The 25,234-nt window shown below is 37.6% G+C and carries 18 protein-coding genes; 15 read left to right on the forward strand and 3 right to left on the reverse strand.

Features of this window, described 5'->3' with window-relative positions; genetic code table 11:
• Nucleotides 1–11: 11 nt before the first annotated feature.
• Nucleotides 12–1,457: a tRNA (N6-isopentenyl adenosine(37)-C2)-methylthiotransferase MiaB gene (gene miaB / locus KO521_RS18880; RefSeq protein WP_215941450.1), complete on the reverse strand. Its 1,446-nt coding sequence runs from the start codon at nucleotides 1,455–1,457 to the stop codon at nucleotides 12–14.
• Between the two features lie 822 nt (nucleotides 1,458–2,279).
• Between miaB and KO521_RS18885 the strand changes: the two genes are divergently transcribed.
• The 8 genes from KO521_RS18885 (at nucleotide 2,280) to KO521_RS18920 (ending at nucleotide 13,587) form a co-directional block, all read left to right on the forward strand.
• Nucleotides 2,280–3,578: an LVIVD repeat-containing protein gene (locus KO521_RS18885; RefSeq protein ID WP_215941451.1), complete on the forward strand. Its 1,299-nt coding sequence runs from the start codon at nucleotides 2,280–2,282 to the stop codon at nucleotides 3,576–3,578.
• A 121-nt stretch (nucleotides 3,579–3,699) separates the two neighbouring features.
• Nucleotides 3,700–6,213, forward strand: a complete 2,514-nt coding sequence (topA, locus tag KO521_RS18890) for a type I DNA topoisomerase (protein WP_215941452.1) — start codon at nucleotides 3,700–3,702, stop codon at nucleotides 6,211–6,213.
• Between the two features lie 109 nt (nucleotides 6,214–6,322).
• Nucleotides 6,323–7,480 carry a formimidoylglutamase gene (locus tag KO521_RS18895; RefSeq protein ID WP_215941453.1) on the forward strand — a complete coding sequence of 386 codons (1,158 nt, stop codon included), beginning with the start codon at nucleotides 6,323–6,325 and terminating at the stop codon, nucleotides 7,478–7,480.
• A 123-nt stretch (nucleotides 7,481–7,603) separates the two neighbouring features.
• Entirely contained in the window at nucleotides 7,604–8,959 is a 1,356-nt protein-coding gene (gene gldK, locus KO521_RS18900; RefSeq protein WP_215941454.1) for a gliding motility lipoprotein GldK, read from the forward strand.
• 250 nt (nucleotides 8,960–9,209) lie between these two features.
• Complete coding sequence (gldL, locus tag KO521_RS18905; RefSeq protein ID WP_215941455.1) at nucleotides 9,210–9,866, forward strand: gliding motility protein GldL; 657 nt, start codon at nucleotides 9,210–9,212, stop codon at nucleotides 9,864–9,866.
• 54 nt (nucleotides 9,867–9,920) lie between these two features.
• Nucleotides 9,921–11,480, forward strand: a complete 1,560-nt coding sequence (gene gldM / locus KO521_RS18910) for a gliding motility protein GldM (RefSeq protein ID WP_215941456.1) — start codon at nucleotides 9,921–9,923, stop codon at nucleotides 11,478–11,480.
• Between the two features lie 59 nt (nucleotides 11,481–11,539).
• Nucleotides 11,540–12,442, forward strand: coding sequence for a gliding motility protein GldN (gene gldN / locus KO521_RS18915; RefSeq protein ID WP_215941457.1), 903 nt, complete (start codon nucleotides 11,540–11,542; stop codon nucleotides 12,440–12,442).
• Nucleotides 12,443–12,534: 92 nt separating this feature from the next.
• A complete protein-coding gene (locus tag KO521_RS18920) occupies nucleotides 12,535–13,587 on the forward strand; it encodes an NAD(P)/FAD-dependent oxidoreductase (protein WP_215941458.1) in 1,053 nt (350 codons plus the stop codon).
• Here the strand turns inward: KO521_RS18920 and KO521_RS18925 are convergent.
• Entirely contained in the window at nucleotides 13,565–13,981 is a 417-nt protein-coding gene (locus KO521_RS18925) for a DUF983 domain-containing protein (protein ID WP_215941459.1), read from the reverse strand. The two genes, KO521_RS18920 and KO521_RS18925, sit on opposite strands and share 23 nt — an antisense overlap.
• A gap of 136 nt (nucleotides 13,982–14,117) precedes the next feature.
• Between KO521_RS18925 and KO521_RS18930 the strand changes: the two genes are divergently transcribed.
• The 7 genes from KO521_RS18930 to KO521_RS18960 all read left to right on the forward strand — a co-directional run bounded on the left by KO521_RS18930 (nucleotide 14,118) and on the right by KO521_RS18960 (nucleotide 24,397).
• A complete protein-coding gene (locus KO521_RS18930; protein WP_215941460.1) occupies nucleotides 14,118–16,028 on the forward strand; it encodes an ABC-F family ATP-binding cassette domain-containing protein in 1,911 nt (636 codons plus the stop codon).
• A 178-nt stretch (nucleotides 16,029–16,206) separates the two neighbouring features.
• Nucleotides 16,207–17,079 carry a leucine-rich repeat domain-containing protein gene (locus KO521_RS18935; RefSeq protein ID WP_215941461.1) on the forward strand — a complete coding sequence of 291 codons (873 nt, stop codon included), beginning with the start codon at nucleotides 16,207–16,209 and terminating at the stop codon, nucleotides 17,077–17,079.
• A gap of 186 nt (nucleotides 17,080–17,265) precedes the next feature.
• Nucleotides 17,266–18,402, forward strand: coding sequence for an efflux RND transporter periplasmic adaptor subunit (locus KO521_RS18940; RefSeq protein ID WP_215941462.1), 1,137 nt, complete (start codon nucleotides 17,266–17,268; stop codon nucleotides 18,400–18,402).
• A complete protein-coding gene (locus KO521_RS18945; protein ID WP_215941463.1) occupies nucleotides 18,402–21,719 on the forward strand; it encodes an efflux RND transporter permease subunit in 3,318 nt (1,105 codons plus the stop codon). The genes KO521_RS18940 and KO521_RS18945 overlap by 1 nt, the downstream gene beginning before the upstream one ends.
• A complete protein-coding gene (locus tag KO521_RS18950; protein WP_215941464.1) occupies nucleotides 21,716–23,080 on the forward strand; it encodes a TolC family protein in 1,365 nt (454 codons plus the stop codon). The genes KO521_RS18945 and KO521_RS18950 overlap by 4 nt, the downstream gene beginning before the upstream one ends.
• A 105-nt stretch (nucleotides 23,081–23,185) precedes the next feature.
• Complete coding sequence (locus KO521_RS18955) at nucleotides 23,186–24,205, forward strand: Gfo/Idh/MocA family protein (protein ID WP_215941465.1); 1,020 nt, start codon at nucleotides 23,186–23,188, stop codon at nucleotides 24,203–24,205.
• Nucleotides 24,206–24,214: 9 nt separating this feature from the next.
• On the forward strand, nucleotides 24,215–24,397 hold the full coding sequence (locus KO521_RS18960) for a CPXCG motif-containing cysteine-rich protein (RefSeq protein WP_215941466.1): 183 nt from the start codon (nucleotides 24,215–24,217) through the stop codon (nucleotides 24,395–24,397).
• On the opposite strand, the gene KO521_RS18965 is transcribed toward KO521_RS18960, so the two are convergent.
• Complete coding sequence (locus KO521_RS18965) at nucleotides 24,398–25,078, reverse strand: head GIN domain-containing protein (RefSeq protein WP_215941467.1); 681 nt, start codon at nucleotides 25,076–25,078, stop codon at nucleotides 24,398–24,400.
• Nucleotides 25,079–25,234 lie beyond the last annotated feature (156 nt).

Here is a 25,234-nt window from a genome sequence, read left to right on the forward strand (position 1 = left end):
GGTGTTGGAATTTAATTGTTTTCTGAATACCCTACAGCTTCACCAATTAAGGTTGCTGAAGTACACTCATCCATTCTAACCATAACAAAATCACCGATCTTGTAATTTTCTCTTGGAAAAACAGCGACTGTATTCTGTGAATTGCGACCCATAAAGTGTTCGTCGGATTTTTTTGAGGTACTCTCAATTAAGATCTCTTGAACCTTGCCTAGGTGTCTTTGCGTACGTTCTTGACAATGTTCTCTTTGAAGTGCAATGACTTCAGATAGTCGTCTTTTTTTTACTTCTTCAGGAACATCATCTTCCATTTTGCGTTCTGCCATTGTTCCCGGTCGTTCGGAATACGTAAACATATAACCAAAGTCATATTTTACATATTCCATTAGAGACATGGTATCTTTATGGTCATCTTCCGTTTCCGTTGGGAAACCGATAATCATATCTTGTGAAATGGAACAGTCAGGAAGTATTTTACGTGCATTGTCAATCAACTCAAAATATTCCTCCCGCGTGTGAAGACGATTCATTTCTTTTAAAATACGGTTGCTTCCACTTTGTACCGGAAGATGAATGGCGTTACAAATATTCTTGTGTTTGGCCATTGTATGAATAACGTCCAAAGTCATATCCTGCGGATTGGATGTCGAAAAGCGAATTCGCATTTTAGGTTGGGCCAAAGCGGTTCTCTCTAAAAGCTGAGAAAAATTTACTGCAGTGGCTTTTTGCATATCTGTAGCCTTGTTAAAATCTTTTTTTAATCCTCCACCATACCATAGGTAGCTATCTACATTTTGGCCTAATAGCGTAATTTCTTTAAAACCTCTGCGCGCTAAATCATTTACTTCATCAATAATAGACTGAGGGTCACGGCTACGTTCCCTACCTCTAGTAAAAGGTACAACACAGAATGTACACATATTATCACATCCTCTGGTGATGGAAACAAATGCGGTTACTCCGTTGGAGTGCAGTCTTACTGGAGAAACATCTCCGTAAGTTTCATCTTTAGATAGAATAACATTTACGGCATTACGACCTTCATCTATTTCTTGAATTAGATTCGGTAAATCTTTGTAGGCATCTGGTCCAACTACCATATCCACAATTTTCTCTTCTTCTAAAAATTGGTGTTTTAGACGTTCGGCCATGCAACCTAAAACCCCAACCTTCATATGTGGACGGTCTCTTTTGATGGCGTTAAACTTCTCTAGGCGTTTACGAACGGTTAGTTCTGCTTTTTCTCTAATGGAACAAGTGTTTACCAATACCAAATCTGCCTCAATAAGGTTTTGCGTAGTATCAAAGCCCTCATTGGCTAGAATAGATGCAACGATTTCACTATCAGAAAAATTCATCTGACAGCCATAGCTTTCTATGTAAAGCTTTTTGCCGTTAGAATTCTTCTTTCTAAGTGTCAGGGCAGAACCCTGAAGCGATTCGTCTATAATTTTCTCCATACCTATCGTTCGTTGCCTTTCTTATTTAATGGGCAGCAAATATAGGGTATAAAACAAGTTTGTGACAAATTGACAGGGAATTTTAATATTTTTTTAGATATGAACCCTTTCATGCTTCTTTAATTCTTAGATAAAGTTTTTACGTTGAACTTAAACTAGCTTATGGAAAAATAATTTCTAAAATGTATAAGATTTAGAAGCTTTATGTAGTAACTCAATATAGCTTTTTTAATAAAATATGGTTTTAGTTTTTTGTGACTCTTATATTAACCTTCGTAATAACAATTCTGCTATATGTAGTTTTTTCCCGCTTTTACTTATTGTAATCATTAATAGTTTGGAAATGTTTAAACATGATGAGATGTTCTCATCAATGGGGATTATTATGTTTTATGGCACCTATATCAATAATTACGGTATCCGTTAAGCTTATTGCAACTTTTTTAAGAATTTTTAATATAGAAGATACGGATAGTTCTAATATTGACGGTTCCTTTTTTATCTGAAAAATGGGGGATGGAAAAAAGTTTGATTGTAGGCTTGGAAAAAAAACGGGCTAATCGTTTTTGGTTGTTTGTTGCTGGGATAATGGCAGTACTAGGTCTTATGCTCCGCTGTACATGAGGACTATTGCCTGCAAGGTTCACTAGGTTTCTTTCTTGTTTTGCTTATTAAAGATGCAATAGTATCTCTGGGGGAACTTGGTGAGCTCTAGATTTTTTTAACTGTAAACGCAACGTTATGTAACTTTTAGCATCTGATTGATAGGTTATTCGATAAAATTGCCGGATATATTGTTTTGATAAATAGAAATTCCAAACTATGAAAAAGAACCTTTATTTAGGATTGTTAATTGCTTTTGTGTCTCTTGTTTCTTGTAGTGATGATAAAGATGATGTTCAGGGTAAAGAATATCTTGTGGCAACTCCAATAACCGCAAATCTTCAGGAGTTTAAGGAGGAAGCGGTTGCGGTAACTGAACCTGTTCCGATTAGTGAGTCCGGTAAAATTTATGCGTATCAAGATTATGTGTTCGTTAATGATGTGAATAGAGGCTTTCACGTAATCGATAATAGTAATCCTGTAAACCCAGAGGCTATTTCGTTTATCAAACTTGAGGGTAATTATGATATCTCTATTAAACAAGACCGTTTGTATGCGGATAGTTATGGTGATTTGGTAATTATGGATATTTCGGATATCAATAAGATTCAGATGGTGAAACGAATAGAAGGAGCTATCTATCAACAATTTTGGTGTACGGTCGGTTTTGATGTAGATTGGCCGCAAGCTGATTTTTATGATTATGAAGATTTTGATGCTAGCCAAGAGGCCATTGTAGGATGGGAAGTAAAAGAACAACTTCTGTCAGAAGAAGAGCTGAAGACCAAATTTGGAGTAGGAGACACAAATATTGATATAGCCTTAAGTAACAGTGGTGCAGAGTCAACTTCGCCTACCAGTGGAGATACCGGGCAGGGAGGTTCTTTGGCACGGTTCAAAATTGTGGCAGATTATTTATATGCTGTAGAATGGTCTAGCATAAGTATTTTTGATATAACAGACTTGGATAACCCCAAGGTTTTGGAAGATGTATATGCTAATGGAACCATAGAGACCATATACAATCAAGGAGATGTGTTGTTCGTAGGTGGAACCCAGGGTATGTATATTTATGATATATCATCACCTGATAAACCAGAATTTGTTTCGGAATTTGTTCACGGTACAGCTTGTGACCCAGTAGTGGTAGATGGAGATTATGCTTTTGTGACCTTAAGAGGTGAAAATTCATGTGGAAATACCGAAAGCGGACTCTACATAGTAAATGTTTCTAATTTAACTAATCCTGAACTAGAGAAGTTTTATCCGTTAGAGGGTCCGTACGGTATAGGTTTTAAAGGAGACAATCTCTTTGTTTGCGATGGAGATGCTGGTTTAAAGGTGTACGACAAAACTAATGTTAATGATTTGCAGCTGGTAAATCATTTTAAGGATATTATTACGTACGATGTAATTCCGCTTAAAAATTCATTGCTGATGATAGGGGATAAAGTTCTTTATCAATATTTGTATTTAGATAATGATTTAAGGTTGTTAAGCACCTTTAGTTTAAAGTGAATTACTACAAAACGAATTTAAAACGCCCTTATTTATCGGGGCGTTTTTTTATACCTAATATATAAGGTATGGCAGCAAATTAAAAAAATCAATTACTTTTGTCCTATCAAACAAACCATGAATGGCTAAGAATTTAGTAATAGTAGAGTCCCCCGCAAAGGCAAAAACAATAGAGAAGTTTTTAGGAAAAGACTTTAAGGTAGAGTCAAGTTTTGGACATATCGCAGATTTGCCTTCGAAAGAGTTGGGAGTAGATGTAGAGAATGATTTTGAGCCCAAGTATATTGTCGATACAGATAAGAAGGCACTGGTTAAAAAACTAGGAGACCTTGCAAAAAAAGCGGAAACTATATGGCTGGCGAGTGATGAGGACCGAGAGGGAGAGGCTATTTCTTGGCATTTGGCCGAGACTTTAGGATTGGATAAAAACAAGACTAGACGTATTGTTTTTAACTCCATAACCAAATCGGCAATACAGAAAGCAATTGAAAACCCGCGTGAAATAAACTATAATCTGGTAAATGCACAGCAAGCAAGAAGGGTCTTAGACCGTTTGGTGGGGTACGAGCTTTCTCCAGTATTATGGAAAAAAATTAAACCAGGTCTTTCAGCAGGTAGGGTTCAATCTGTTGCCGTTAGGCTTATTGTTGAACGGGAAAGAGATATTGAAGCATTTAAGGCAGAGGCTTCTTTTAGAATATCGGCAGAGTTCAAAACGCTTGAGGGCAGTGTGTTTACTGCAAAGCTAAATAAGACATTCCCTTCAAAAGAAAAGGCACAAGCATTTTTAAATGAAAATATAGGCGCAGATTTTTCTGTTGGGAACCTTGATAAGAAACCGGCGAAAAAATCTCCTTCGGCACCATTTACAACTTCAACCTTACAGCAGGAAGCATCAAGAAAGCTTTATTTTTCTGTAGGCAGAACCATGCAAGTGGCACAACGCTTATATGAGGCAGGTCTTATAACCTATATGAGAACTGATAGTGTAAATCTTTCTGGAGAGGCAATTGCAGCAGCTAAAGATGCTATTGTTGATAGCTACGGTGAAAAGTATAGTACGGTTAGAAATTTTAAAGGAAAGTCCAAAGGAGCTCAAGAAGCTCACGAAGCAATAAGGCCTACGGATATTACCAACCAGTCTCCGTCTCTAGAGCGTGATCAATCTAAATTATATGAATTGATTTGGAAACGTACCATAGCATCTCAAATGAGTGATGCCCAATTGGAGCGTACCAATTTAAAAATAAAGGCAAGTACCCATTCAGAACAATTTACGGCTAATGGAGAGGTCATTAAATTTGATGGTTTCCTAAAGGTTTATATGGAAGGGCTTGATGAAGAAGATACCGCTGAAGAGCAAGAAGGTATGCTTCCGGCTATGAAAGTAGGGGAGGCGTTACAAAATAAATATATTACAGCTACGGAACGTTTCTCAAGACCACCTTACCGCTTTACAGAAGCGTCATTGGTTAAAAAGCTTGAGGAATTAGGTATAGGAAGACCGTCTACATATGCTCCAACCATTTCAACTATTCAGAATAGAGGCTATGTTGAGAAAGGTACCATAGAAGGCACGGAACGGAATTATGTGCAATTGCTTTTGGAGGAAGGGGCCGTGGAAGAGAAGAAACTCTCTGAAATGGTGGGTTCTGATAAAGGTAAGCTAGTGCCTACTGATATAGGTATGATAGTAAATGACTTTTTGGTAAGTCACTTTGCTACTATTCTTGATTATAACTTTACGGCTAAAGTTGAAGAAGACTTTGATGAAATTGCCGAAGGTGAAGAGGATTGGCAAAAAGTAATGAAAGATTTCTATAAAGACTTTCATCCTAATGTTCTGGATGTTCAGGAAAATGCCGATCGTGCTAGTGGGGAACGTATTTTGGGGGAAGATCCAAAATCAGGTCGTCAAGTATCTGTTCGTTTAGGTCGTTTTGGACCTATGGTTCAAATGGGTACGGTAGATGACGAAGAAAAACCAAAATTTGCAAGTCTTTTACCAGAGCAGTCTTTAAACACCATTACCTATGAAGAAGCGATGGAACTTTTTAAGCTTCCGAGAAAATTAGGTGTTTACGAAGGAGAAGAGGTAGAAGCTAATGTTGGGCGTTTTGGTCCTTATGTTCGTTTTGGAAAGAAATTTGTTTCCTTGGAAAAGGGAGAAAGTGCTTTTGAAGTAGATTTTGACCGGGCAGTTGAGTTAATAAAAGAAAAACAAAAGGCCGATGCACCTATTTATACGTATGAAGATAAAGAGGTAACCAAAGGTACAGGTAGATTTGGACCGTTCATTAAGTGGGACGGAATGTTTATCAACGTCAATAAGAAGTATGATTTTGATAACCTTACCGATGCAGACCTGATTGAGTTAATTGAAGCTAAGAAGCAGAAGGAGATAGATAAGGTTGTTCAGAACTGGCCGGACGAGGGAATAAGAATTGAAAAAGCTAGATGGGGGAGGCATAATATCTTAAAAGGAAAAATCAAGGTAGAGATTGCCAAATCTGTTGATGCAACAAAAATTTCTTTGGATGAAGCTAAAAAGCTTATAGAGCAGAAAACGCCAAAGAAAAAAGCGAAAGCAAAGGCAAAACCTAAAGCAAAGGCAAAGCCGAAAGCTAAAAAATAACCGAGTTGTAATATCGGTATTGGTCGTGGCCAATTGTATGAAAGGATAGAGTACGGAGGCGCATGTAATGCGTCTCTATGATTTAAACACAAATAATCTTTAAAAGTAAATGGCATTTGATTTTTTAGTTCCAGTAGAAGATAAGGTAATGGCCCACTGCGAACTATTTGCCGCCCAGTCTCTGGGCAAGCATACAAGAATACATAGTAAAAGAGACGGTCTTCCCGATCTTGAAAATGTTTCAATTGCCCTGTTAGGAGTAAGAGAGTCTAGAAACGCTTTCGAAAAGAAAACGGAGAAGCTAGATGTATCCGCAATTAGGATTCAACTTTACAAGTTATTATTGGGAAACTGGAATTCTACATTGGCCGATATGGGTGATATTGAAGAAGGGGCCACGGTAGAGGACACTTATTTTGTGGTAAAGAACACCCTTTCCGAACTTTTAGAAAAAAAAATTATTCCTATTATTATTGGGGCCACTCAAGATATAACCTATCCGGCCTATCGCTCTTTTGATGGTATTGTAGACTTGGTGAATTTAGTTGCGGTAGACAGTAGATTTGATTTTGGTATGGATGATGAGCTTATTTCATCACATTCATACATGAGCAAGATAATTACAGATAAGCCTAATAATCTTTTCAATTTTTCTAATATAGGATATCAAAGTTATTTTAATGCCCAAGAAGAAATAGACCTAATGGAGCGTCTGTTTTTTGATGCTTACCGCCTAGGTGAGCTTGGGTCGGATATTTCTTTAGCGGAGCCTGTACTGCGTAATGCGCATATGATTAGCATGGATATGAGAGCTGTAAGGGCAAGTGAAGTTGGTTTTTCGAATAATTTTTCGCCCAACGGATTTACAGGAAGAGAAATATGTTCCATTGCAAGATATGCAGGAATAAGTGACAAAGTATGTATTTTTGGTGTCTATGAAATGGAGAACACCAATCAATCTAGCCAGTTAATTGGACAGATAATTTGGTATTTCATCGAAGGATATAATTTTAGAAGAAACGAATCACCTTTTGAGAGTAGTGAAAACTTTACCAAGTATATTGTTCCCACAGATACCGAAGAGCTTACCTTTCACAAGAGTCACCTAACAAATAGATGGTGGGTAGAGGTTCCTTCTATACTAACGCCGCATACTAAATCAAATTCATCGGCGTTATTACCATGCACTAAAAAGGACTATTTGGAAGCGTGCGACCAAAACATTCCTGAACGGTGGTTCAAGGCCTATAAAAAAGGTTTTAATTGAGTAAAAAAAATATATAGTATAATTGCTATCGATACAATAATTTGATTAAATCACAGTTTTAGAGTGTAGAATTAAATCATAGTATTTGCAGTTTATAACCAGAATCGAAATTTAACCTAAAGTATGAAAAAGCTATTGTTATCATCTATAGCGTTTGTTTTTTTGCTCAGCAGTTGCGGATCAAAGACAAAAGGAGAGCTAGTTGGGGTCCAAGGAAAGAAGTGGTATCCTGAGAAACCTCACGGGATGGAGCTCATTCCAAGAGGTTCCTTTATCATGGGAAAATCTGAAGAGGACCAAGCAAAAACTCTGAACGCACCAACAAAGACCGTAACGGTCAGATCGTTCTATATGGATGACACCGAGATTACGAATAGCGAGTATCGCCAGTTCGTAGAATGGGTTCAAGACTCCATTACAAGGACAAAATTGGCCATATTGGCGGACGAATTAGGTCTAGGGCCAGAAGACGAAGGTATTGGTGAATACGCATTTAAAGATGCGGATACAACTAAACTTTCGGCTTATGACAAATACATGTTGGACAATTATGCCGGCATGGGCGAGACTGGTTTTGAAGGCCGTGCGTTAAATAAAGACCAAGATCTTGTTTGGGATATATCAGATTACCCAGATGAGTATTATACAGAGGTAATGGATTCCTTGTATATTCCAGAAGAGGAGTCTTACAATGGTCAGCGTACAGTAGATGTTACTAAATTAAAGTACAAATACAGCTGGATGGATATTGAAGCTGCCGCTCGTTCTAGAACGGGAAGCAGAAAGGATTTTATCCGTCAAGAAGAACTTGAAATATATCCTGATACTACGGTTTGGATTCGTGATTTCGAATATTCGTACAATGAGCCAATGCACAATGATTATTTCTGGCATGATGCGTATAGTGAATATCCTGTAGTAGGTGTTTCTTGGGCACAAGCAAGAGCATTCTGTAACTGGAGAACTAAGTTCAAGAACGATGATCAAAAAAGTAAAGGCAAGCAATTTGTAAACCAATTCAGATTGCCTACTGAGGCTGAATGGGAATATGCTGCCAGAGGTGGTATTGAAGGAGGAACCTATCCATGGGGTGGTCCTTATGTAATAAGCGACACAGGTTGTTTTATGGCAAACTTTAAACCGCAAAGAGGTGATTATGCAGCAGATGCAGCTTTATACACTGTAGAAGCAAAATCATACGAGCCTAACGATTTTAATTTGTATAACATGGCGGGTAACGTGTCTGAATGGACCAACTCAAGCTTTGATCCATCATCTTACGAATTCGTTTCTACAATGAACCCTAACGGTGGCGATGGGGCTAATGCTAGAAAAGTTATACGAGGCGGTTCTTGGAAAGATGTGGCTTACTTTTTGCAAGTAAGTACAAGAGATTACGAATACGCAGATTCTGCTCGTAGCTACATTGGCTTTAGAACAGTGCAAGATTATATGGGCGAAGAGGATTCAACACAATAAAATTAATCCTATTAAAGGAAACAACACTGGACTAGGGTATTGCCTACAGTACTTGAAAACCAGTAGATAAAAATACATTATTAGTAGTATTTCAAAAAAGGCAATGTAATACTACTTTAGTAAAAGTTTTAAATACACAAATACAAATACACCATCTGATTCTTCTAGCCATAGAAGATGAGGATAAACAAATCAAACAGTAAACCAAATCTTTATTATTAACATTAATTTTCAAATTAAACTTTAAATTATGGCACAGTCAAAATCAACAAAAAAATTATTCAACATGGCCTACGGCCTTGGTGCATCAGTAGTAATCCTTGGTGCGTTGTTTAAGATCCTTCACTGGGAATTAGGACCGCTAAATGGTGGTATTCTTCTCGCAATAGGTCTTATTACAGAAGCACTTATTTTTGCAATTAGTGCATTCGAACCAGTAGACGACGAGTACGATTGGTCTTTGGTATATCCAGAATTAGCCGGTGGTGCTTCTTTGGGAGTTGCAAAAAGCAACGAAGCTCAAGAGATTAAAGAAGCAGAAGCTTCATTGTCTGGTAAATTAGACGATTTATTGAAAGAAGCCGGTGTTGACGCTAGCTTAATGGAAAGTCTTGGTTCTAGCATCCGTAATTTCGAAGGTGCTGCTAAGGGTATTGCCCCAACAGTTGACGCTATGGAGTCTACAAGAAAGTATTCTGACGAAATGGTTCAGGCTGCAGCTCAGATGGAGTCTTTGAACAGCTTGTATAAAGTACAGTTGGAAAGCGCTAGCAAACAAGCTTCTGTAAACGAAGAAGTTGTACAAAATGCATCTGCCCTTAAAGATCAAATGGCATCTTTATCTACTAACCTTTCTTCCTTGAACGGAGTTTACGGTGGTATGTTAACTGCAATGACAAGAAACTAATTAGAGATTAGTTAACCCCAAATCAAATAATTAATCAAATCTAATTAAAAAAACATGGCAGGAGGAAAAGCAACACCACGTCAGAAGATGGTCAATCTAATGTATTTGATCTTCATCGCTATGCTGGCGTTAAACATGAGCAAAGAAGTACTTGCAGCTTTCGGGATAATGAACGAAAAGATGGAGACTTCAAACGTATCGACTACAGAAAGTAACCTAGCTTTCTTGAGTGGTCTAGAAACTAAAGCTGGAGAAGATTCCGAGAAATACGGAAAGCTTTATAAAGATGCGCAGAAAATCAAGCAGATGTCACAAGAGTATTATGACTATCTAGAAGGCCTTAAAAAAGGCATGACAGAAGGTCTAGAAGATGCAAAGGACTATGCAAAAATGGATAATTCTGACTTCTTAGATCAACAATTCTTTCAAGGAGACAATCTATCTGAAGGTGGAAAGGAATTCATGAGCAGAATTAACGACTACCGCACACAAGTGTCGGCTATTGTACCAAAAGATTTGAAAGAATCTGTAAACTCTCGTTTCGCAACCGGTGATGAAAACGGTAAGGAAACAAAAAGAGATGGTAGCAAGCAAGATTGGATCAATTACCACTATGAAGGTTACCCTTTAATAGCTTCGTTAGCTAAACTTACGGCGCTTCAAGCAGACGTAAAGGCTACGGAAGAAGACGCTCTTAAAAGAATGTTGGAAGGTGAGTTAACGAGCCAAGTATCGCTTAAGAATTTTGCAACATCATTGCAGGCTAGCAAATCTGCTTTTTACTCTGGTGAGAAGTACGATGGTAAGATTATCATTAGTAAAACCGATAACTCTTCAACTCCTGTAAAAGCTGAATTAACGTTAGACGGAAGAAAACTTTCTGAAGGTTCTGACTATAAGTTAGAAGCTGGTGGTGTTAAAATGTTAATCGGAGCTGGTTCTGCCGGAGATCATACTGTAGAAGGTACATTGTACTTTAAGCAAGATGGTGAGGAGATTCCAGTACCTGTTAAAAATAGCTTTGCTACTATTAGCAAGCCTAACTCTGCCTTAATTGCTGCAGATAAGATGAACGTTGTTTATCGTGGTGTAGCTAACCCAATGTCTATATCTATACCAGGTATTCCGGACAACAAAGTTAGTGCATCTGCACCAGGACTTAAGAAAGTAAGTTCTAGCAAATACGTAATGAACCCAGGTAAGGGTAGAACGGTAAAAATAGTTGCCTCCGGTACTTTGCCTGACGGTCAGCGTATTTCTACTCCTGCTGAGTTTAGAATTAAGGATATTCCAAGACCAGCAGGTTCTGTAAGTAAGCAAACCGGTAATGCTAAAATGCCAAGGTCTAACATGGAAATTGCTACTATTGGCGCAATGTTAGAAGACTTTGATTTTGATTTGAACCTGAAAGTTAGTGGTTTCAAATTTAAAGTTCCTGGTCAGCCTACAGTAAGTGTTAACGGAAGTAGATTGAATGCTAACGCCAAATCTGCCCTTAAAAGAGCTAAAAGAGGTGATGCCGTTCAGATATTTGATATCCAAGCTTACATTACAAACAACAAGAGTTATAAATTGAAGAAAGTATCTCCGGTTGTAGTGGAGATTACAAACTAATAACAACTAGTAAAACCGGGCGGTCTTTTGATCGCTCGGTAATTTAAAATTTTACAAACATGAATTGGAAAAATGCTTTAGTAATTGGTGCAGTAACATTGTTGCCAGTTTCCATGATGGCCCAGGCGAACATATTGAACGCCAAAAAGCCAGAGGAAATAGGCATTAAGACAGAAGCTCAAAAAGCTTTGGACAATGATGCTCCCCTTGAGTATGGTTATGTAGATGATCGTGATATTCTTTGGTCTAAGACCGTTTGGGAAGTTATTGATCTTGATGAAAGGGTTAACTTTCCCTTGTACTATCCTACGGATACCATTGATATAGGTAACGACAGAAGATCATTATACGATGTTCTTATTAAGAACATTAAAAATGGTAAGCTAAAGGATGTTTACGCAGATTCTTATTTTACGGATAAGCGTAAGTTTAGCGACCTTCAAAGTACTTTGCAAAAAGTAGATACTACAGATTACGGTTACGAACAGATCAACGCAGGTGAAGCACTTTCTCCTGAGTATGTGATGAAAAGAAACCTAACTGCAGCGGATATTGAAGAGTATCGCATAAAAGGTATGTGGTATTTTGATAAACGTCAAGGTGAATTAAAGTATCGGTTGTTAGGTGTAGCACCTGTTGCACCAGACGTTAACTTTATAGATGATGACTCTATGGATCCCGGTGATGCAAAAGTTGAGCTTTTCTGGGTATGGTATCCAGATGCAAGACAAATATTACATGAGGCCAAAGTCTTTAACCAGAGAAACTCTGCACAGCCTATCTCTTTTGATATGTTGTTGAATGCAAGAAGATTTAACGGTGTAATCTATAGAGAAGACAATGTTCATGGCGATCGTAAGGTAAATGATTATGTTACCGATAACGCTTTGTTCCAATTGTTGGAAGCCGGTAGAATTCAAGAGGTCATAAGAGACCGTGAACAAGATATGTGGGCTTACTAGTCCTAAGAATATTCCAATTCAAATAGTATTTGGCGCCCTGACAATTTTTGTCAGGGCGCTTTTTTGATTTCCAATTTTCTACCTTTGTAGTCATGGTAGATTATATAGTGGTAGGTCTTGGCCTTGCAGGTATTTCATTTTGTGAACAATTAGAAAAGAATGGAAAAACTTTTAGGGTTGTTACAGATGATTCTCAAACTTCTTCATTAGTAGCAGGTGGTTTGTACAATCCTGTTATTCTTAAACGCTTTACGTTAGCATGGCAGGCGGAAAAACAGCTAAAGATTGCCAAAACCTTCTATACGGATTTAGAGCAAAAGTTAGGTATAAAGTTAGATTACACGTTGCCTGTATATCGTCGCTTTCATTCTGTAGAAGAACAGAATCAATGGTTTGTTGCTTCTGATAAAAAAGGATTGGATGTCTTCTTGAATACTAAAATTCAGCCCAATACAAATGAGAGTATAGATGCTCCGTTCGGTTATGGGGAAGTTATGCATACAGGAAGGATTGACACGAAAAAATTAGTATCGTCTTATGAAAAACACCTTCAAGAAAAAGGTTTATTATTAAATGAAAGTTTTAAATTCAGTGATTTACAACTTGGGGACAATGGCGTTGATTATGGTTCTATTTTTGCCCAGCGAATTATTTTTGCAGAAGGTTTCGGTCTAAAGAACAATCCATATTTTAATTATTTACCTCTACAAGGTTCAAAAGGAGAGTACATATTCATTAAGGCTCCGAAGTTAAAAGAAGAGAGAGCGATAAAATCTTCAGTGTTCATAATCCCTGAAGGTGATGATGTTTATCGGGTAGGTGCCAATTATGAACGGCATGACAAGTCTAATGAGCCTACGGAAAGTGTTAGAGAAGGTCTTTTGAACAAATTGAAAGCCGTGGTTAAGTGTGATTTTAAAGTTGTAGGACAAGTAGCGGGAGTAAGACCTACAGTGATTGATAGAAAGCCCATGGTAGGCAGACATCCTAAATACCAGCAGATGTATGTTCTTAATGGTTTCGGGTCTAGAGGTGTACTTGTAGGACCGTCTGTATCCTGGCAGCTATATACATATATAGAAAATGATGAACCACTGGATTCAGATATAGATTCAGCAAGGTTTACGCAGAAATTTTTTCGCTAAGTTTTTTCTTATACTTGTCTGTTGCTTTAGGGTCGTAATGAATAAAGAAATTAATCCAGATGTTTCTTGAAAGGCGAATGATCAAAGGCATAAAAACTATCATGGTTGCAACAATCGCAATAAATGAAGTAGTCAAAGTAGCTCCAATAAATAGAAAGCTAATAACAAAGGCTGCAACAGCAAAAGCAATTCCCACGCCATAACTAACATACATAGCGCCATAAAAAAACGAAGGTTCTATTTTATACTTGGTGCCACAAGAAGAGCAGCGCTCGTGCATATTAAATATTTTACCCAAATGATACGGGTTTTTATCCTCATACATGCTCTCTTCATGGCATTTGGGACAACTTCCTGTTAAAATGCTGTATAGTTTGTTTCCTTTTTTTAACATTTGCAAAACTTTAGACAAAAGTACGATTTTGACTTTTCTTTGAACGTAACGATCATTACAAAAAATCGTTATTTTTTAATAATAAGTAAACCACCTTTTAGGCCTAATGCCTATTTGAATCTAGAATTTTTTAAGCATGTTGAACATTCATAATCTTTCCGTTTCTTTTGGCGGAGAATATCTTTTTGAGGAAATTTCCTTTCGTTTGAATGGTGGTGATCGAGTAGGTCTAATTGGCAAAAATGGAGCTGGTAAATCAACACTTTTAAAAATGCTATCCAAAGATATGCCTATTGACTCAGGTACTATCGCAATGGAGAAGAATATTAGAATAGGTTTTCTTCGTCAAGATATAGATTTTGTTGTAGGACGCACCGTTTTAGAAGAGTCTTACCAAGCTTTTGAAGAGATAAAGGCATTAGAGCTTAAGTTAGATGAAATTAATCATCAATTGGCTGAGCGTACCGATTATGAAAGTGAAATCTATCATCAGCTTATGGTAGACTTAAGTGATATTACACATCGGTACGAAATACTTGGCGGATACAATTATCAAGGAGAGACAGAAAAAATATTATTAGGTCTTGGTTTCAAACGAGAAGATTTTGATAAGAAAACAGATACCTTCTCCGGCGGTTGGAGAATGAGAATAGAATTGGCTAAGCTTTTGCTACAGAGTAATGATGTGCTACTGTTAGATGAGCCTACCAACCACTTGGATATTGAATCTATTATTTGGTTGGAACAATTTTTAAGAGGATATGCAGGAGCGGTCGTAATTGTTTCTCACGACAAAATGTTCTTGGATAACGTTACAAACCGTACTATTGAGATTTCTTTGGGCCGTATTTATGACTATGGCAAACCCTATTCAGAATTTTTACTGCTAAGGGGAGAGATAAAGGAGCAACAAATGAATGCTCTTAAGAATCAGGAAAAAGAAATTCAGCAAGCAGAACGTTTAATTGAAAAGTTTAGAGCTAAGAGCTCAAAGGCTTCAATGGCTCAATCCCTTATCAAGAAATTGGATAAGATGGATCGTATTGAAGTTGATCAGGATGATAATGCTGTAATGAACTTGCGTTTTCCCGTTTCTATCACTCCTGGTAAGGTTGTAGCGGAAATAGATGAACTTTCTAAAAGTTATGGCGAAAAAGATGTTCTAAAAGGTATAAATCTTCTTTTGGAACGAGACAGTAAAACAGCTTTTGTAGGCCAGAACGGTCAAGGAAAATCTACATTGGCAAAAATCATGGTGGGCGATTTGGACTATGAGGGAAAATTAAAATTGGGCCATAATGTACAAATCGGGTATTTTGCTCAAAACCAGGCAGAGTATCTTGATGGTAGCAAAACAATCTTAGATACCATGATCGATGCTGCAAACGAGAAGAACCGTAGCAAGGTTAGGGATATTCTGGGTTCGTTTTTGTTTAAGGGAGACGAGGTGGAGAAATATGTTAAGGTTCTTTCCGGTGGCGAAAGGAACCGTTTGGCTTTGGCAAAAATGCTTTTACAGCCATTTAATGTTTTGGTAATGGATGAGCCTACCAACCACTTGGATATTCAATCTAAAAATGTGCTAAAGCAAGCATTACAGAATTTTGACGGTACGCTTGTTCTGGTGTCACACGATAGGGATTTTCTTCAAGGTTTGACCAATAAGGTGTATGAGTTTAAGGATAAGGTCATAAAGGAGTATTTGGGAGATATAGATTATTATTTGGATCAACGTAAGGTTGAAGACTTTAGGGCAATTGAAAAAAAACAGGGAGAGCAAAAGAAAAGTGCCGCTCCAAAAACCAAGGCAAACGATTTTAAAGACCAAAAGAAGCTAAAATCCCTTAAAAATCGACTTAGTTCTGTAGAAGCCGATATTGCTAAATTGGAAAAGGATATAGCGGATATAGACCATAAATTATTAATGGACTATGATAAAACTATAGCTGAGCCCAACTTCTTTGATGGATACGAAAAAAAGAAAAAACAGTTAGAAAAGATGATGGCCAAGTGGGAGGATATTACGCTAGAGTTAGAAAATTACTAGAAGTATTCGGCAAACTGCAGCGCATTAATCAGGCTCACAACAGATTATTGGCTTTTCACAACATTATAGAACGGTTCGTCGATATTTTTTGTTTTTCATCCGGATTATGGTTTATTTTTGTAGGACAATTCCCAATGAATTGTACCAAATCCAACTTACAACCAAAAAAAACTATTGTATGAAAATTCTATTTAGCTATCTAGTGCTTTTGTGCATCACCGTTCATACGGTCTTGGCCGAAGTTCCGAACAAAGAGGTAGAGTCGCTTATAGCCCTTTACAATTCAACAAATGGAGATTCCTGGGAAAGACCATGGGATATATCTGCGGATATTAGTACTTGGAAAGGTGTTAAGATTAGAAATAATCGTGTTGTAGAAATTAATCTTTTCAACAACAACCTCCAAGGTGTTATTCCAAACAGTATAGGAGATCTAGAAAAATTAGAGACCTTGAATTTGGCTTTCAATGGTATAACAGGAGAGTTGCCAAAAGAAATAGCACAACTTTCTAAATTACGTGTTTTAAAAATTGAGATGAACCGTATTAAAGGAGAGCTTCCAGAAGAGTTGGGTAAAATGCGCAGCTTAATGGAACTTACCGCTTTTAACAATTTTATTACAGGAAGTATTCCTGAAAGTATAGGAGAAATCAAAAGTTTAAAAATTTTAAACCTATCCAGTAACAGTTTAAAAGGTAATATTCCAAAATCGGTTGGTGGTTTGGCACAATTGGAAAGTTTGGGTCTCTTTGAAAATACCTTGGAAGGTAGTATTCCGTCTGAAATAGGTGGGCTTACAAAACTAAAAGAACTCGTGCTCGCCAATAATCAATTGGGTGGCGCGGTTCCAGAAGAGTTTGGTCAGTTAGCTAGCTTAGAAGTTTTACAGATACAGAATAATAAATTTGATTCGTTTAAAAATCTTCAGACAATGGATGAAAAACAATTCCTTGTTTTTGATTATGATAAGGAAGAAGATAAAATAGATTTCAAAAATGTTGAATATGGCAGAACTAGAATGGCCGATACAAAGTTTGAGGACGAAGAATAAAGAAGAAGAGGAATAAAATAGATTTCCATAATTTATCAGTTAGTTTGGTTAAAGGGATGCAGTAATGCATCCCTTTTTTTATGAGAATTTCAAAAAAAGTAGTTTTAAGATACATTTAACTAAAGCAGCTTAAACTATTAAATAGATTTGCAATCCAACCAACTGGCCAAAACGCCCTTCTCGCTTATGAATACACGTAAGATCCTCCTATCCGTTCTTGGTATTTTGTTGATTATTGCCGCCGGGTTTGCCGCAATGTCAATTATAAACAGCAAGAAAACACCTCGACCAAAACCTGAAAAAGTTATTAAAACGGTTTTTGTAGATACTGTTAAAAATGGAAATGTTCCTATTGTTATACCGGCAAATGGTAATTTAAATGCAAAGCAAAGAGTAGAATTATACTCAGAAGTACAAGGTGTTTTTAAGAAAGGAAACAAACTTTTTAAAGCAGGACAGGCATATAGGGCGGGTGAAACCATTATCCGTATAGATGCTTCTGAATATGCAGCAAGTGTACAATCGGCAAAAAGTAATCTCTACAATTTAATTACCTCGATAATGCCGGATTTAAGGCTGGATTATCCTGAGATATTTCCAAAGTGGCAAAAGTATCTTAGTGAGTTTGATATTGAGGGAAGTACACCTGCATTGCCAAAGATGACCAATGAAAAAGAAAAGTACTTTATCTCCGGTCGCGGTATTTTAAGTAATTATTACGATGTAAAGAATTTAGAACAACGGTTATCTAAATATAGAATTTCAGCTCCTTTTAGCGGTATACTAACAGAGGCCCTTGTTACTGAGGGTACCTTAGTAAGGTCAGGTCAAAAATTGGGTGAATTTATCAATACGGATGTTTACGAAATGGAAGTTGCAATCGGTAAAGCCTACAGTGATCTTTTAAAAGTAGGAGAGAAAGTAGAATTGGTGAATCTAAACGGAACCAAAACATATACCGGAAAAGTAGCTCGTATTAATGGTAGTGTTGATTTGGCTACCCAGACCATTAGGGCGTACATAGATGTAACGGACGAGAACTTAAGGGAAGGAATGTATCTAGAGGCCAATCTAGACGCAAGACAAGAAGAAGACGCTATTGAGATAGATCGAGGTCTTTTATTGGAAGACAATAAAATCTTTGTGGTAAGAGATACCATTTTGGATATCATAGATGTAAAACCAGTGTATTTTTCTGATAGAACGGTGGTGCTAAAAGATGTACCCGACGGTCTAACCATTGTTTCAAAACCCGTAGTTGGCGCTTATGCCGGTATGTTGGTCAAGGTTTTTGATGAGAGCAATATAAAAACCAAGGAATAATGAGAAACGTAATCTCTTATTTTATAAAGTATCACGTAGCCGTAGATGTCTTTATTCTGGCCTTTATGGTCTTTGGTATATTTGGAGCTTTATCATTAAAGTCCAGCTATTTTCCACTTTCGGATTCTAAAAACATAACTATAAGTATAACCTATCCCGGAGCATCGCCACAAGAAGTGGAAGAAGGTATTGTGCTTAAGATTGAAGATAACTTAAAAGGTCTTGAAGGCGTAGACCGTGTGACATCAACAGCCCGCGAGAACAGTGGTGTTATCAATGTAGAAATTGAGAAAGGAAGGGATATTGATTTTATGCTCTTGGAGGTAAAGAATGCCGTAGATAGAGTGCCATCTTTCCCAACAGGTATGGAACCCTTGATTGTTTCTAAATTAGAAGCGGTTAGGGAAACCATAACATTTGCAATAAGTGGTGACCATATTCCATTAGCAACCTTAAAAGAAATAGGCAGGCAGGTAGAGAATGAGTTACGTACCATAGATGGTATTTCTCAGATAGACATGAGCGGTTATCCTCTAGAAGAAATAGAGATAGCAGTAAATGAAAATAGCTTATTGGCATATAATATATCGTTTGCGGAGGTCTCTCAGGCAGTGGCCAATGCCAATATATTGGTTACCGGGGGTAATATAAAGACAGATGCAGAAGAGTATTTGATACGGGCTAACAACAGGTCTTATTACGGCGATGAGCTCTCTAATATGATCATTCGTGCGGATGCATCGGGTAGTGCAATACGTTTAAAGGATGTAGCTATTATTCGTGATCGTTTTGAAGAATCACCAAACGCCTCTTATTTTGATGGTAACCTCTCCGTAAGTGCTTCTATCACTAGTACAAATACGGAAGATCTTTTGGGTTCCGCCGAAAAGGTGAAGGAATATATTGAGGATTTCAATCATAAGCACAATAACATAAAATTGAGTGTGGTAAGTGATCGTAGTATTACTTTAAACCAACGTACTCAGTTGCTTACTGAAAATGCCATTGTAGGTATGATCCTGGTACTCATATTTTTGTCATTGTTCTTAAATACACGTTTGGCATTTTGGGTGGCATTCGGTCTTCCAATTTCCTTTTTGGGCATGTTCGTTTTTGCGGGATATTTTGATGTAACTATAAATGTGCTATCACTTTTCGGTATGATTATCGTAATAGGTATTCTGGTGGATGATGGAATAGTTATTGCCGAAAATATTTATCAGCATTACGAAAAAGGGAAATCTCCCATACAGGCTGCTATAGATGGTACTATGGAAGTAATTCCGCCTATCGTTTCCGCAATAATAACCACTTTACTGGCATTTTCTATATTTCTTTTCTTAGATGGTAGAATAGGTGAGTTCTTTAGCGAAGTATCGGTAATCGTAATCCTCACATTAGTAGTCTCGTTGGTTGAAGCGTTGATCATTTTACCTGCGCATTTGGCGCATTCAAAAGCGTTGAAAACCATAGACAAAGAACCTAAAACGGCTATTGGTAAAGCTTTTGCCAAATTAAGGGTCGTAAATGAAATGGGGGACCGTTTCATGGTCTGGATGCGAGATAGATTATATAGTCCTGTATTGCGTTTTGGACTCCGGTACAAAGTGCTCATGTTTGCGTTTTTTGTGGTTGCTTTAATGCTGACTCTTGGTTCTGTAGGTGGTGGTATAATTAGAACGGCGTTCTTTCCACGAGTAGCTAGTGATAAAGTTTCTGTAGAGCTGTTAATGCCTAATGGAACAAATGAAAAAGTAACCGATTCTATTATTTCCTTAATTGAAGAGAAATCCATAATCGTAAATCAAGAACTTACGGACAAGTACCTAAAGGGTACGGGAAAAGTACTTTTTGAAAATACAATCAAAAAAATTGGTCCAGGAACTTCCGCTGCATCATTGGATATTAATTTGTTGCCAGGCGAAGAAAGACCGGATGTTATTAGTTCGGATATGGTTACCAATAGACTTCAGGAGTTAATGGGCCCGGTCATTGGTGTAGAAAGTCTTATTTATGGTTCTGGTGGTAATTTTGGTGGTAGTCCGGTGTCTGTTTCTCTTTTAGGAAATAATATAACCGAATTAAAGGCAGCCAAAAAGGAGCTAAAAGCGGTTTTAGAAAATAATGCATTGTTGAAAGATGTAGCGGATAACGACCCTGCCGGTATCAAGGAAATTAGGCTAGAACTAAAAGAAAATGCCTATTTGCTGGGGTTAGACCTTCGTACGGTTATGAATCAGGTACGAGCAGGATTTTTTGGTACGCAGGCGCAGCGTTTTCAAAGAGGGCAAGATGAAATTAAGGTTTGGGTTAGGTACGATAGAGAAAACCGTTCTTCCATAACCGATTTGGATGAGATGCGTATTTCAACTCCAGACGGTAATAAAGTACCTTTTAAGGAAATCGCCACTTATATCATCGAAAGGGGAGATGTTGCCATAAACCACCTAGAGGGACAAAGAGAGATTCAGGTTTCTGCGGATATCAAGAATGAGAAAACTACGAGTGGTACGGATATCATGAATGAGATTCGCACCGTAGTAATGCCGGAAATTCAATCAAAATATCCAACGGTTTCAGCTTCTTATGAAGGTCAAAATAGGGAGGCCAATAAAATGACAAGTTCAATAAAAGTGGTTGGGTTATCCGTTTTATTATTGATTTATATTACAATTGCATTTACGTTCCGAAGCTTTAGTCAGCCATTACTGCTAATTTTATTGGTGCCCTTTAGTTTAACAGCAGTTGCATGGGGACACTGGATTCACGGTTTTCCGGTAAATATCCTATCCTTGTTAGGTATCATAGCGTTAATAGGTATTATGGTTAATGATGGCCTGGTCCTCATTAGTAAGTTTAATGGAAACCTACGTGACGGAATGAAATTTGACGATGCTATTTTTGAGGCAGGTCGTTCTCGTTTTAGAGCCATATTTCTAACATCTATAACTACAATAGCAGGTTTGGCTCCACTATTATTGGAAAGAAGTAGACAGGCACAGTTTCTCAAACCTATGGCCATATCCATTGCCTATGGTATTGCTTTTGCAACGGTTTTAACATTACTGCTACTTCCCTTGTTCCTGGCATTTAGCAATAGAATAAAAGTTACGACCAAATGGTTGAAGACCGGTGATGATATCACAAAGGAAGAAGTGGAGCGCGCCATTAAGGAGCAAAAGGAAGAGGCTCACAATTCTGAAAAGCCCGTACAGAGATTAAACGGCGTCACCAATGATGCGGTAAAGGGTTCAGAAATAGATGATAGTACATCCACCTCATCCAACATCAATCTTAAGAAACCAGAACAGGAATGATCAAACAATCTATAGCCGCTCTTATTTTTCTTTTTCTAGCCGTAGGTTCAACGGCCCAAGAGAAACGTTTGTCAAAAGAAGAAGCGGTTCGTATGGCTTTGGAGAACAACTTTGGAATTAAGGTAGCCGGTAATCAAGTTAAAATAGCCGATAACAATCAAGGGTTGCTAAATTCAGGATATCTGCCAACTCTAACAGGTACTGCTGGTGCCAACTATAATGATTTGAATAGTACAACTGCATATCCTGATCAGTTCAATACAGATGGGTCTCCTAGGGCAGATTTGGAAATTGATCATGCAGAATCACAATCTTTCAATGGAGGCCTGAATCTTAACTATACTCTATTTGATGGTTTAGGTAGATTATATAATTACAAGAGGTTAAAAGAACAGTATCAACTTACCGAACTTCAAGCAAGGGAGACTATAGAAAATACGTTGTTGCAGCTATTTAGTATTTATTTTGAAGTAGCAAGGCTTACCGAAAATGAAAATGTCTTTAAACAAGCACTAGAAATTTCTATGGACAGAATTACTAGGGCTGAGTATGCTTTTGAATACGGTCAGAATACAAAATTGGATATTCTAAATGCCCAGGTAGACGTCACCAATGATAGCATTAACTTATTAAATACTAAACAAATGTTGTCCAATACCAAACGTGATTTGAACGTGGTGGTAAATCAAAACCTCGATGCAAATTTTCAGGTGGACACTATAGTTAGATTTGTTCCAAGATTACAGCTAGATGAACTTATAGGGCAGGCTAAAGAAAATAATGTTACCATACTTCAGACCGAAAGGAACTTGGCCATAAACGAGTATGACATAAAAGTGAACCGTTCTGGTTATCTACCAACAATTGGCCTTACAGGTTCTTATGGATGGAATTTAAACCAGAGTGCGCCTAATTCATTTTTGCCGGGACAGATTATTCCGGGCAGCAACAGAACTAGCCTAACCCTTGGTTTGGGTGCCAGTCTTACTTGGAACCTTTTTGACGGAGGAAGGACCACTACTTTAGTGAAGAATTCCAAAATTGCTTATGAAAATCAGGAACTACAGCAAGAACAGGTAGAAATTGAAGTAGACAGAGATATCCTAAATGCGCTAGCGAGTTATGAAAACCTCTTGACCATCTATCAGATTCAAGAACAAAATGTAATTACGAACGAGAATAATTTTGAAAGGTCTAAAGAACAGTTTCAACTGGGTAGAATAACATCAATTGAATTCCGTCAGGCACAAATAAACCTTTTGAATGCCCAAACCAATAAGAACCTGGCAAAGTATGATGCCAAACTTGCCGAACTTCAACTGTTGCAACTTACAGGGCAACTTCTTAATGTGGAGTTCTAAAGAACATTCTTCAATACTCTAATTAAAAAGGCCTTGCCTATCAAGAATTCTTTGCCATTGCTATAATTTCTTTGTAGTATAGTTTCTGAAAAATCGTACTCTATCATGGCTAAAATTGGAGTTGGAATTATAGGAACAGGTTCAATCGTCAATATCTATCTAAAATGTCTTTCTGAAATGGATGATGTAGAGGTTATTGGTCTTTGTACAAAATCTGCGGATAGGGTAGCAAAGGTTAAAAGCGAGTTTGGTTTGCCCGTGTTCAGTGACTATGCCTCTTTTTTAGCGCTACCTGAAATGGATTTGGTTTGTGTTTGTAATGAAAGCGGAATGCATAGTGAGGCAATACAAGCTGCAGCCAAGGAAGGCAAGCACATTCTTAGCGAAAAACCCCTAGAAGTTACCACAGAAAAAATTGATAACCTCATATCCTTCTGTGAGCAACAAAAGGTAATATTGGGCTGTGTACTTCAAAATAGATGTAGCTCAGATTATAAAAAGGTTGAGCAAGCGGTAAAATCGGGCGTACTTGGTAAGTTGTTAATGGGCAATGCAAGTATTAATTGGTATAGGTCAGAAGCGTATTATTCAAAAAGTGAATGGCGCGGAACTATAGAACTAGATGGGGGAGCAGCTTTCATCAATCAGGGTATTCATACCATTGATTTGCTGATTAATCTTATGGGTTCTGTAGATTCGGTGTTTGCGAATGTACAAACCAGGGTTCATAAAATTGAAGGAGAGGATGTTGGGGTGGCGTTGGTTAATTATGCTAATGGCGCAATGGGTACGATTACAGCTGGCACGGCATTATTTCCCGGCTATCCGGAACGCATTGAAGTATATGGGGAGAAAGGAAGTGTTATCATGGAAGGCGGAAAGATAATCGACTGGAATATAAAAGGGGAAGAGCATGTGAAAATAGATATTGATAGAATGGAAAGTGGAGCCGCTGACCCCAAAGCTATTGGATATCAAAACCATAAAACAGTACTACAAGATATGATTGGAGCCATTAAGCGCAATAAAAAACCTATGGTAGATGGGGTAGAAGCAAGAAAGTCGGTTGCGCTAATAAACGCTATTTATAAATCCTCTAGAATTAAAAAACAAGTTCAGCTTTAAGATGTAACTATGTACGAACACTTTTTTCAATGTCCATATTGTTGGGAGGAGATATCCATGTTAATGGATCCTTCCATCTCAAGCCAAACCTATGTTGAAGATTGCGAGGTGTGTTGTAATCCTATTGAGGTAACCCCGCAATTTCAAAATAACGAACTAATTTCTTTTGAAGCTCGGGATATTGAGCAGTAGTTAGTCCATTTCTTTGATTTTTCCACCAAATACTTTGTCCTTTTCAACACTTCTTGGATTTCCGTAGATATAAATAGATCCACCAGCACGTACTTTGGCCGCTACCTTCTCCGAAGCGTTCACATCCGCTCGCCCTCCAGCATTGACCACTACCGTAGTTTCTTTCGTGTCCAATTGTTTGTTATACGTTTTTCCGCCTGTATTTACCATTACTTCCTGCTTTGCAGCAGCGCCGGTAAGGGTTACTTCCCCCCCGGAAATAGATTTTGTATACAGATCATCGATATTGATTTTCAAGTCTATTTTTCCACCTTCTTGAGTTTTGATCTCCACACGCTTACCCTTAACGGTTTCATCGGATCTTATTTTCGCGTTTTCATTGGCATCAATAAGAGCAAGTTCTTCAGTATAGTATAAAGTGGCTTTGGCTTCATTTCCATCTAAAAAATTATCGAACTCCATTTTTATCTTTAGGAGACCATTTTTGTTGGATATATTAACTTCATCCTTATCATCGCCGGTAATAACAATTTTGTTCTCGTTGCTTTTTACAAGGCTAACAACAATACGATCATAAACTTTAAGCTCTGTAAATTTATCTAAATCCTTTGTGTTTTCCTTTTGTGCCAGAACTCCTGCCGAAATAAATAGGGCAAGGGCCAAAAATCCTAATTTTTTCATGTTTCAATATTTGTAGTGTCCAATCAAATATAGGCTATTTTGGATGATTTCCCTAGAGCACTCGTGGCTGTAACGCAATGCTGGTGTTACGTTTGTGGTCTTTTTAAACAAAAGATGTAAGGCTAATTGTGGGGCTTTAAATTTGTATTTTTAAAG

It is taken from the genome of Zobellia uliginosa, from assembly GCF_018860745.1.
GTDB lineage: Bacteria > Bacteroidota > Bacteroidia > Flavobacteriales > Flavobacteriaceae > Zobellia > Zobellia uliginosa_B.

Bases quoted from the DNA above. Each gene is read 5' to 3' on its own strand.
- gldM (WP_215941456.1), top strand. From the start codon at position 9,921: ATGGCAGGAGGAAAAGCAACACCACGTCAGAAGATGGTCAATCTAATG.
- miaB (WP_215941450.1), bottom strand. From the start codon at position 1,457: ATGGAGAAAATTATAGACGAATCGCTTCAGGGTTCTGCCCTGACACTT.
- KO521_RS18955 (WP_215941465.1), top strand. From the start codon at position 23,186: ATGGCTAAAATTGGAGTTGGAATTATAGGAACAGGTTCAATCGTCAAT.
- KO521_RS18885 (WP_215941451.1), top strand. From the start codon at position 2,280: ATGAAAAAGAACCTTTATTTAGGATTGTTAATTGCTTTTGTGTCTCTT.
- KO521_RS18945 (WP_215941463.1), top strand. From the start codon at position 18,402: ATGAGAAACGTAATCTCTTATTTTATAAAGTATCACGTAGCCGTAGAT.
- KO521_RS18895 (WP_215941453.1), top strand. From the start codon at position 6,323: ATGGCATTTGATTTTTTAGTTCCAGTAGAAGATAAGGTAATGGCCCAC.
- KO521_RS18930 (WP_215941460.1), top strand. From the start codon at position 14,118: ATGTTGAACATTCATAATCTTTCCGTTTCTTTTGGCGGAGAATATCTT.
- topA (WP_215941452.1), top strand. From the start codon at position 3,700: ATGGCTAAGAATTTAGTAATAGTAGAGTCCCCCGCAAAGGCAAAAACA.
- KO521_RS18950 (WP_215941464.1), top strand. From the start codon at position 21,716: ATGATCAAACAATCTATAGCCGCTCTTATTTTTCTTTTTCTAGCCGTA.
- KO521_RS18960 (WP_215941466.1), top strand. From the start codon at position 24,215: ATGTACGAACACTTTTTTCAATGTCCATATTGTTGGGAGGAGATATCC.
- gldL (WP_215941455.1), top strand. From the start codon at position 9,210: ATGGCACAGTCAAAATCAACAAAAAAATTATTCAACATGGCCTACGGC.
- KO521_RS18965 (WP_215941467.1), bottom strand. From the start codon at position 25,078: ATGAAAAAATTAGGATTTTTGGCCCTTGCCCTATTTATTTCGGCAGGA.
- KO521_RS18940 (WP_215941462.1), top strand. From the start codon at position 17,266: ATGAATACACGTAAGATCCTCCTATCCGTTCTTGGTATTTTGTTGATT.
- gldN (WP_215941457.1), top strand. From the start codon at position 11,540: ATGAATTGGAAAAATGCTTTAGTAATTGGTGCAGTAACATTGTTGCCA.
- gldK (WP_215941454.1), top strand. From the start codon at position 7,604: ATGAAAAAGCTATTGTTATCATCTATAGCGTTTGTTTTTTTGCTCAGC.
- KO521_RS18920 (WP_215941458.1), top strand. From the start codon at position 12,535: ATGGTAGATTATATAGTGGTAGGTCTTGGCCTTGCAGGTATTTCATTT.
- KO521_RS18925 (WP_215941459.1), bottom strand. From the start codon at position 13,981: ATGTTAAAAAAAGGAAACAAACTATACAGCATTTTAACAGGAAGTTGT.
- KO521_RS18935 (WP_215941461.1), top strand. From the start codon at position 16,207: ATGAAAATTCTATTTAGCTATCTAGTGCTTTTGTGCATCACCGTTCAT.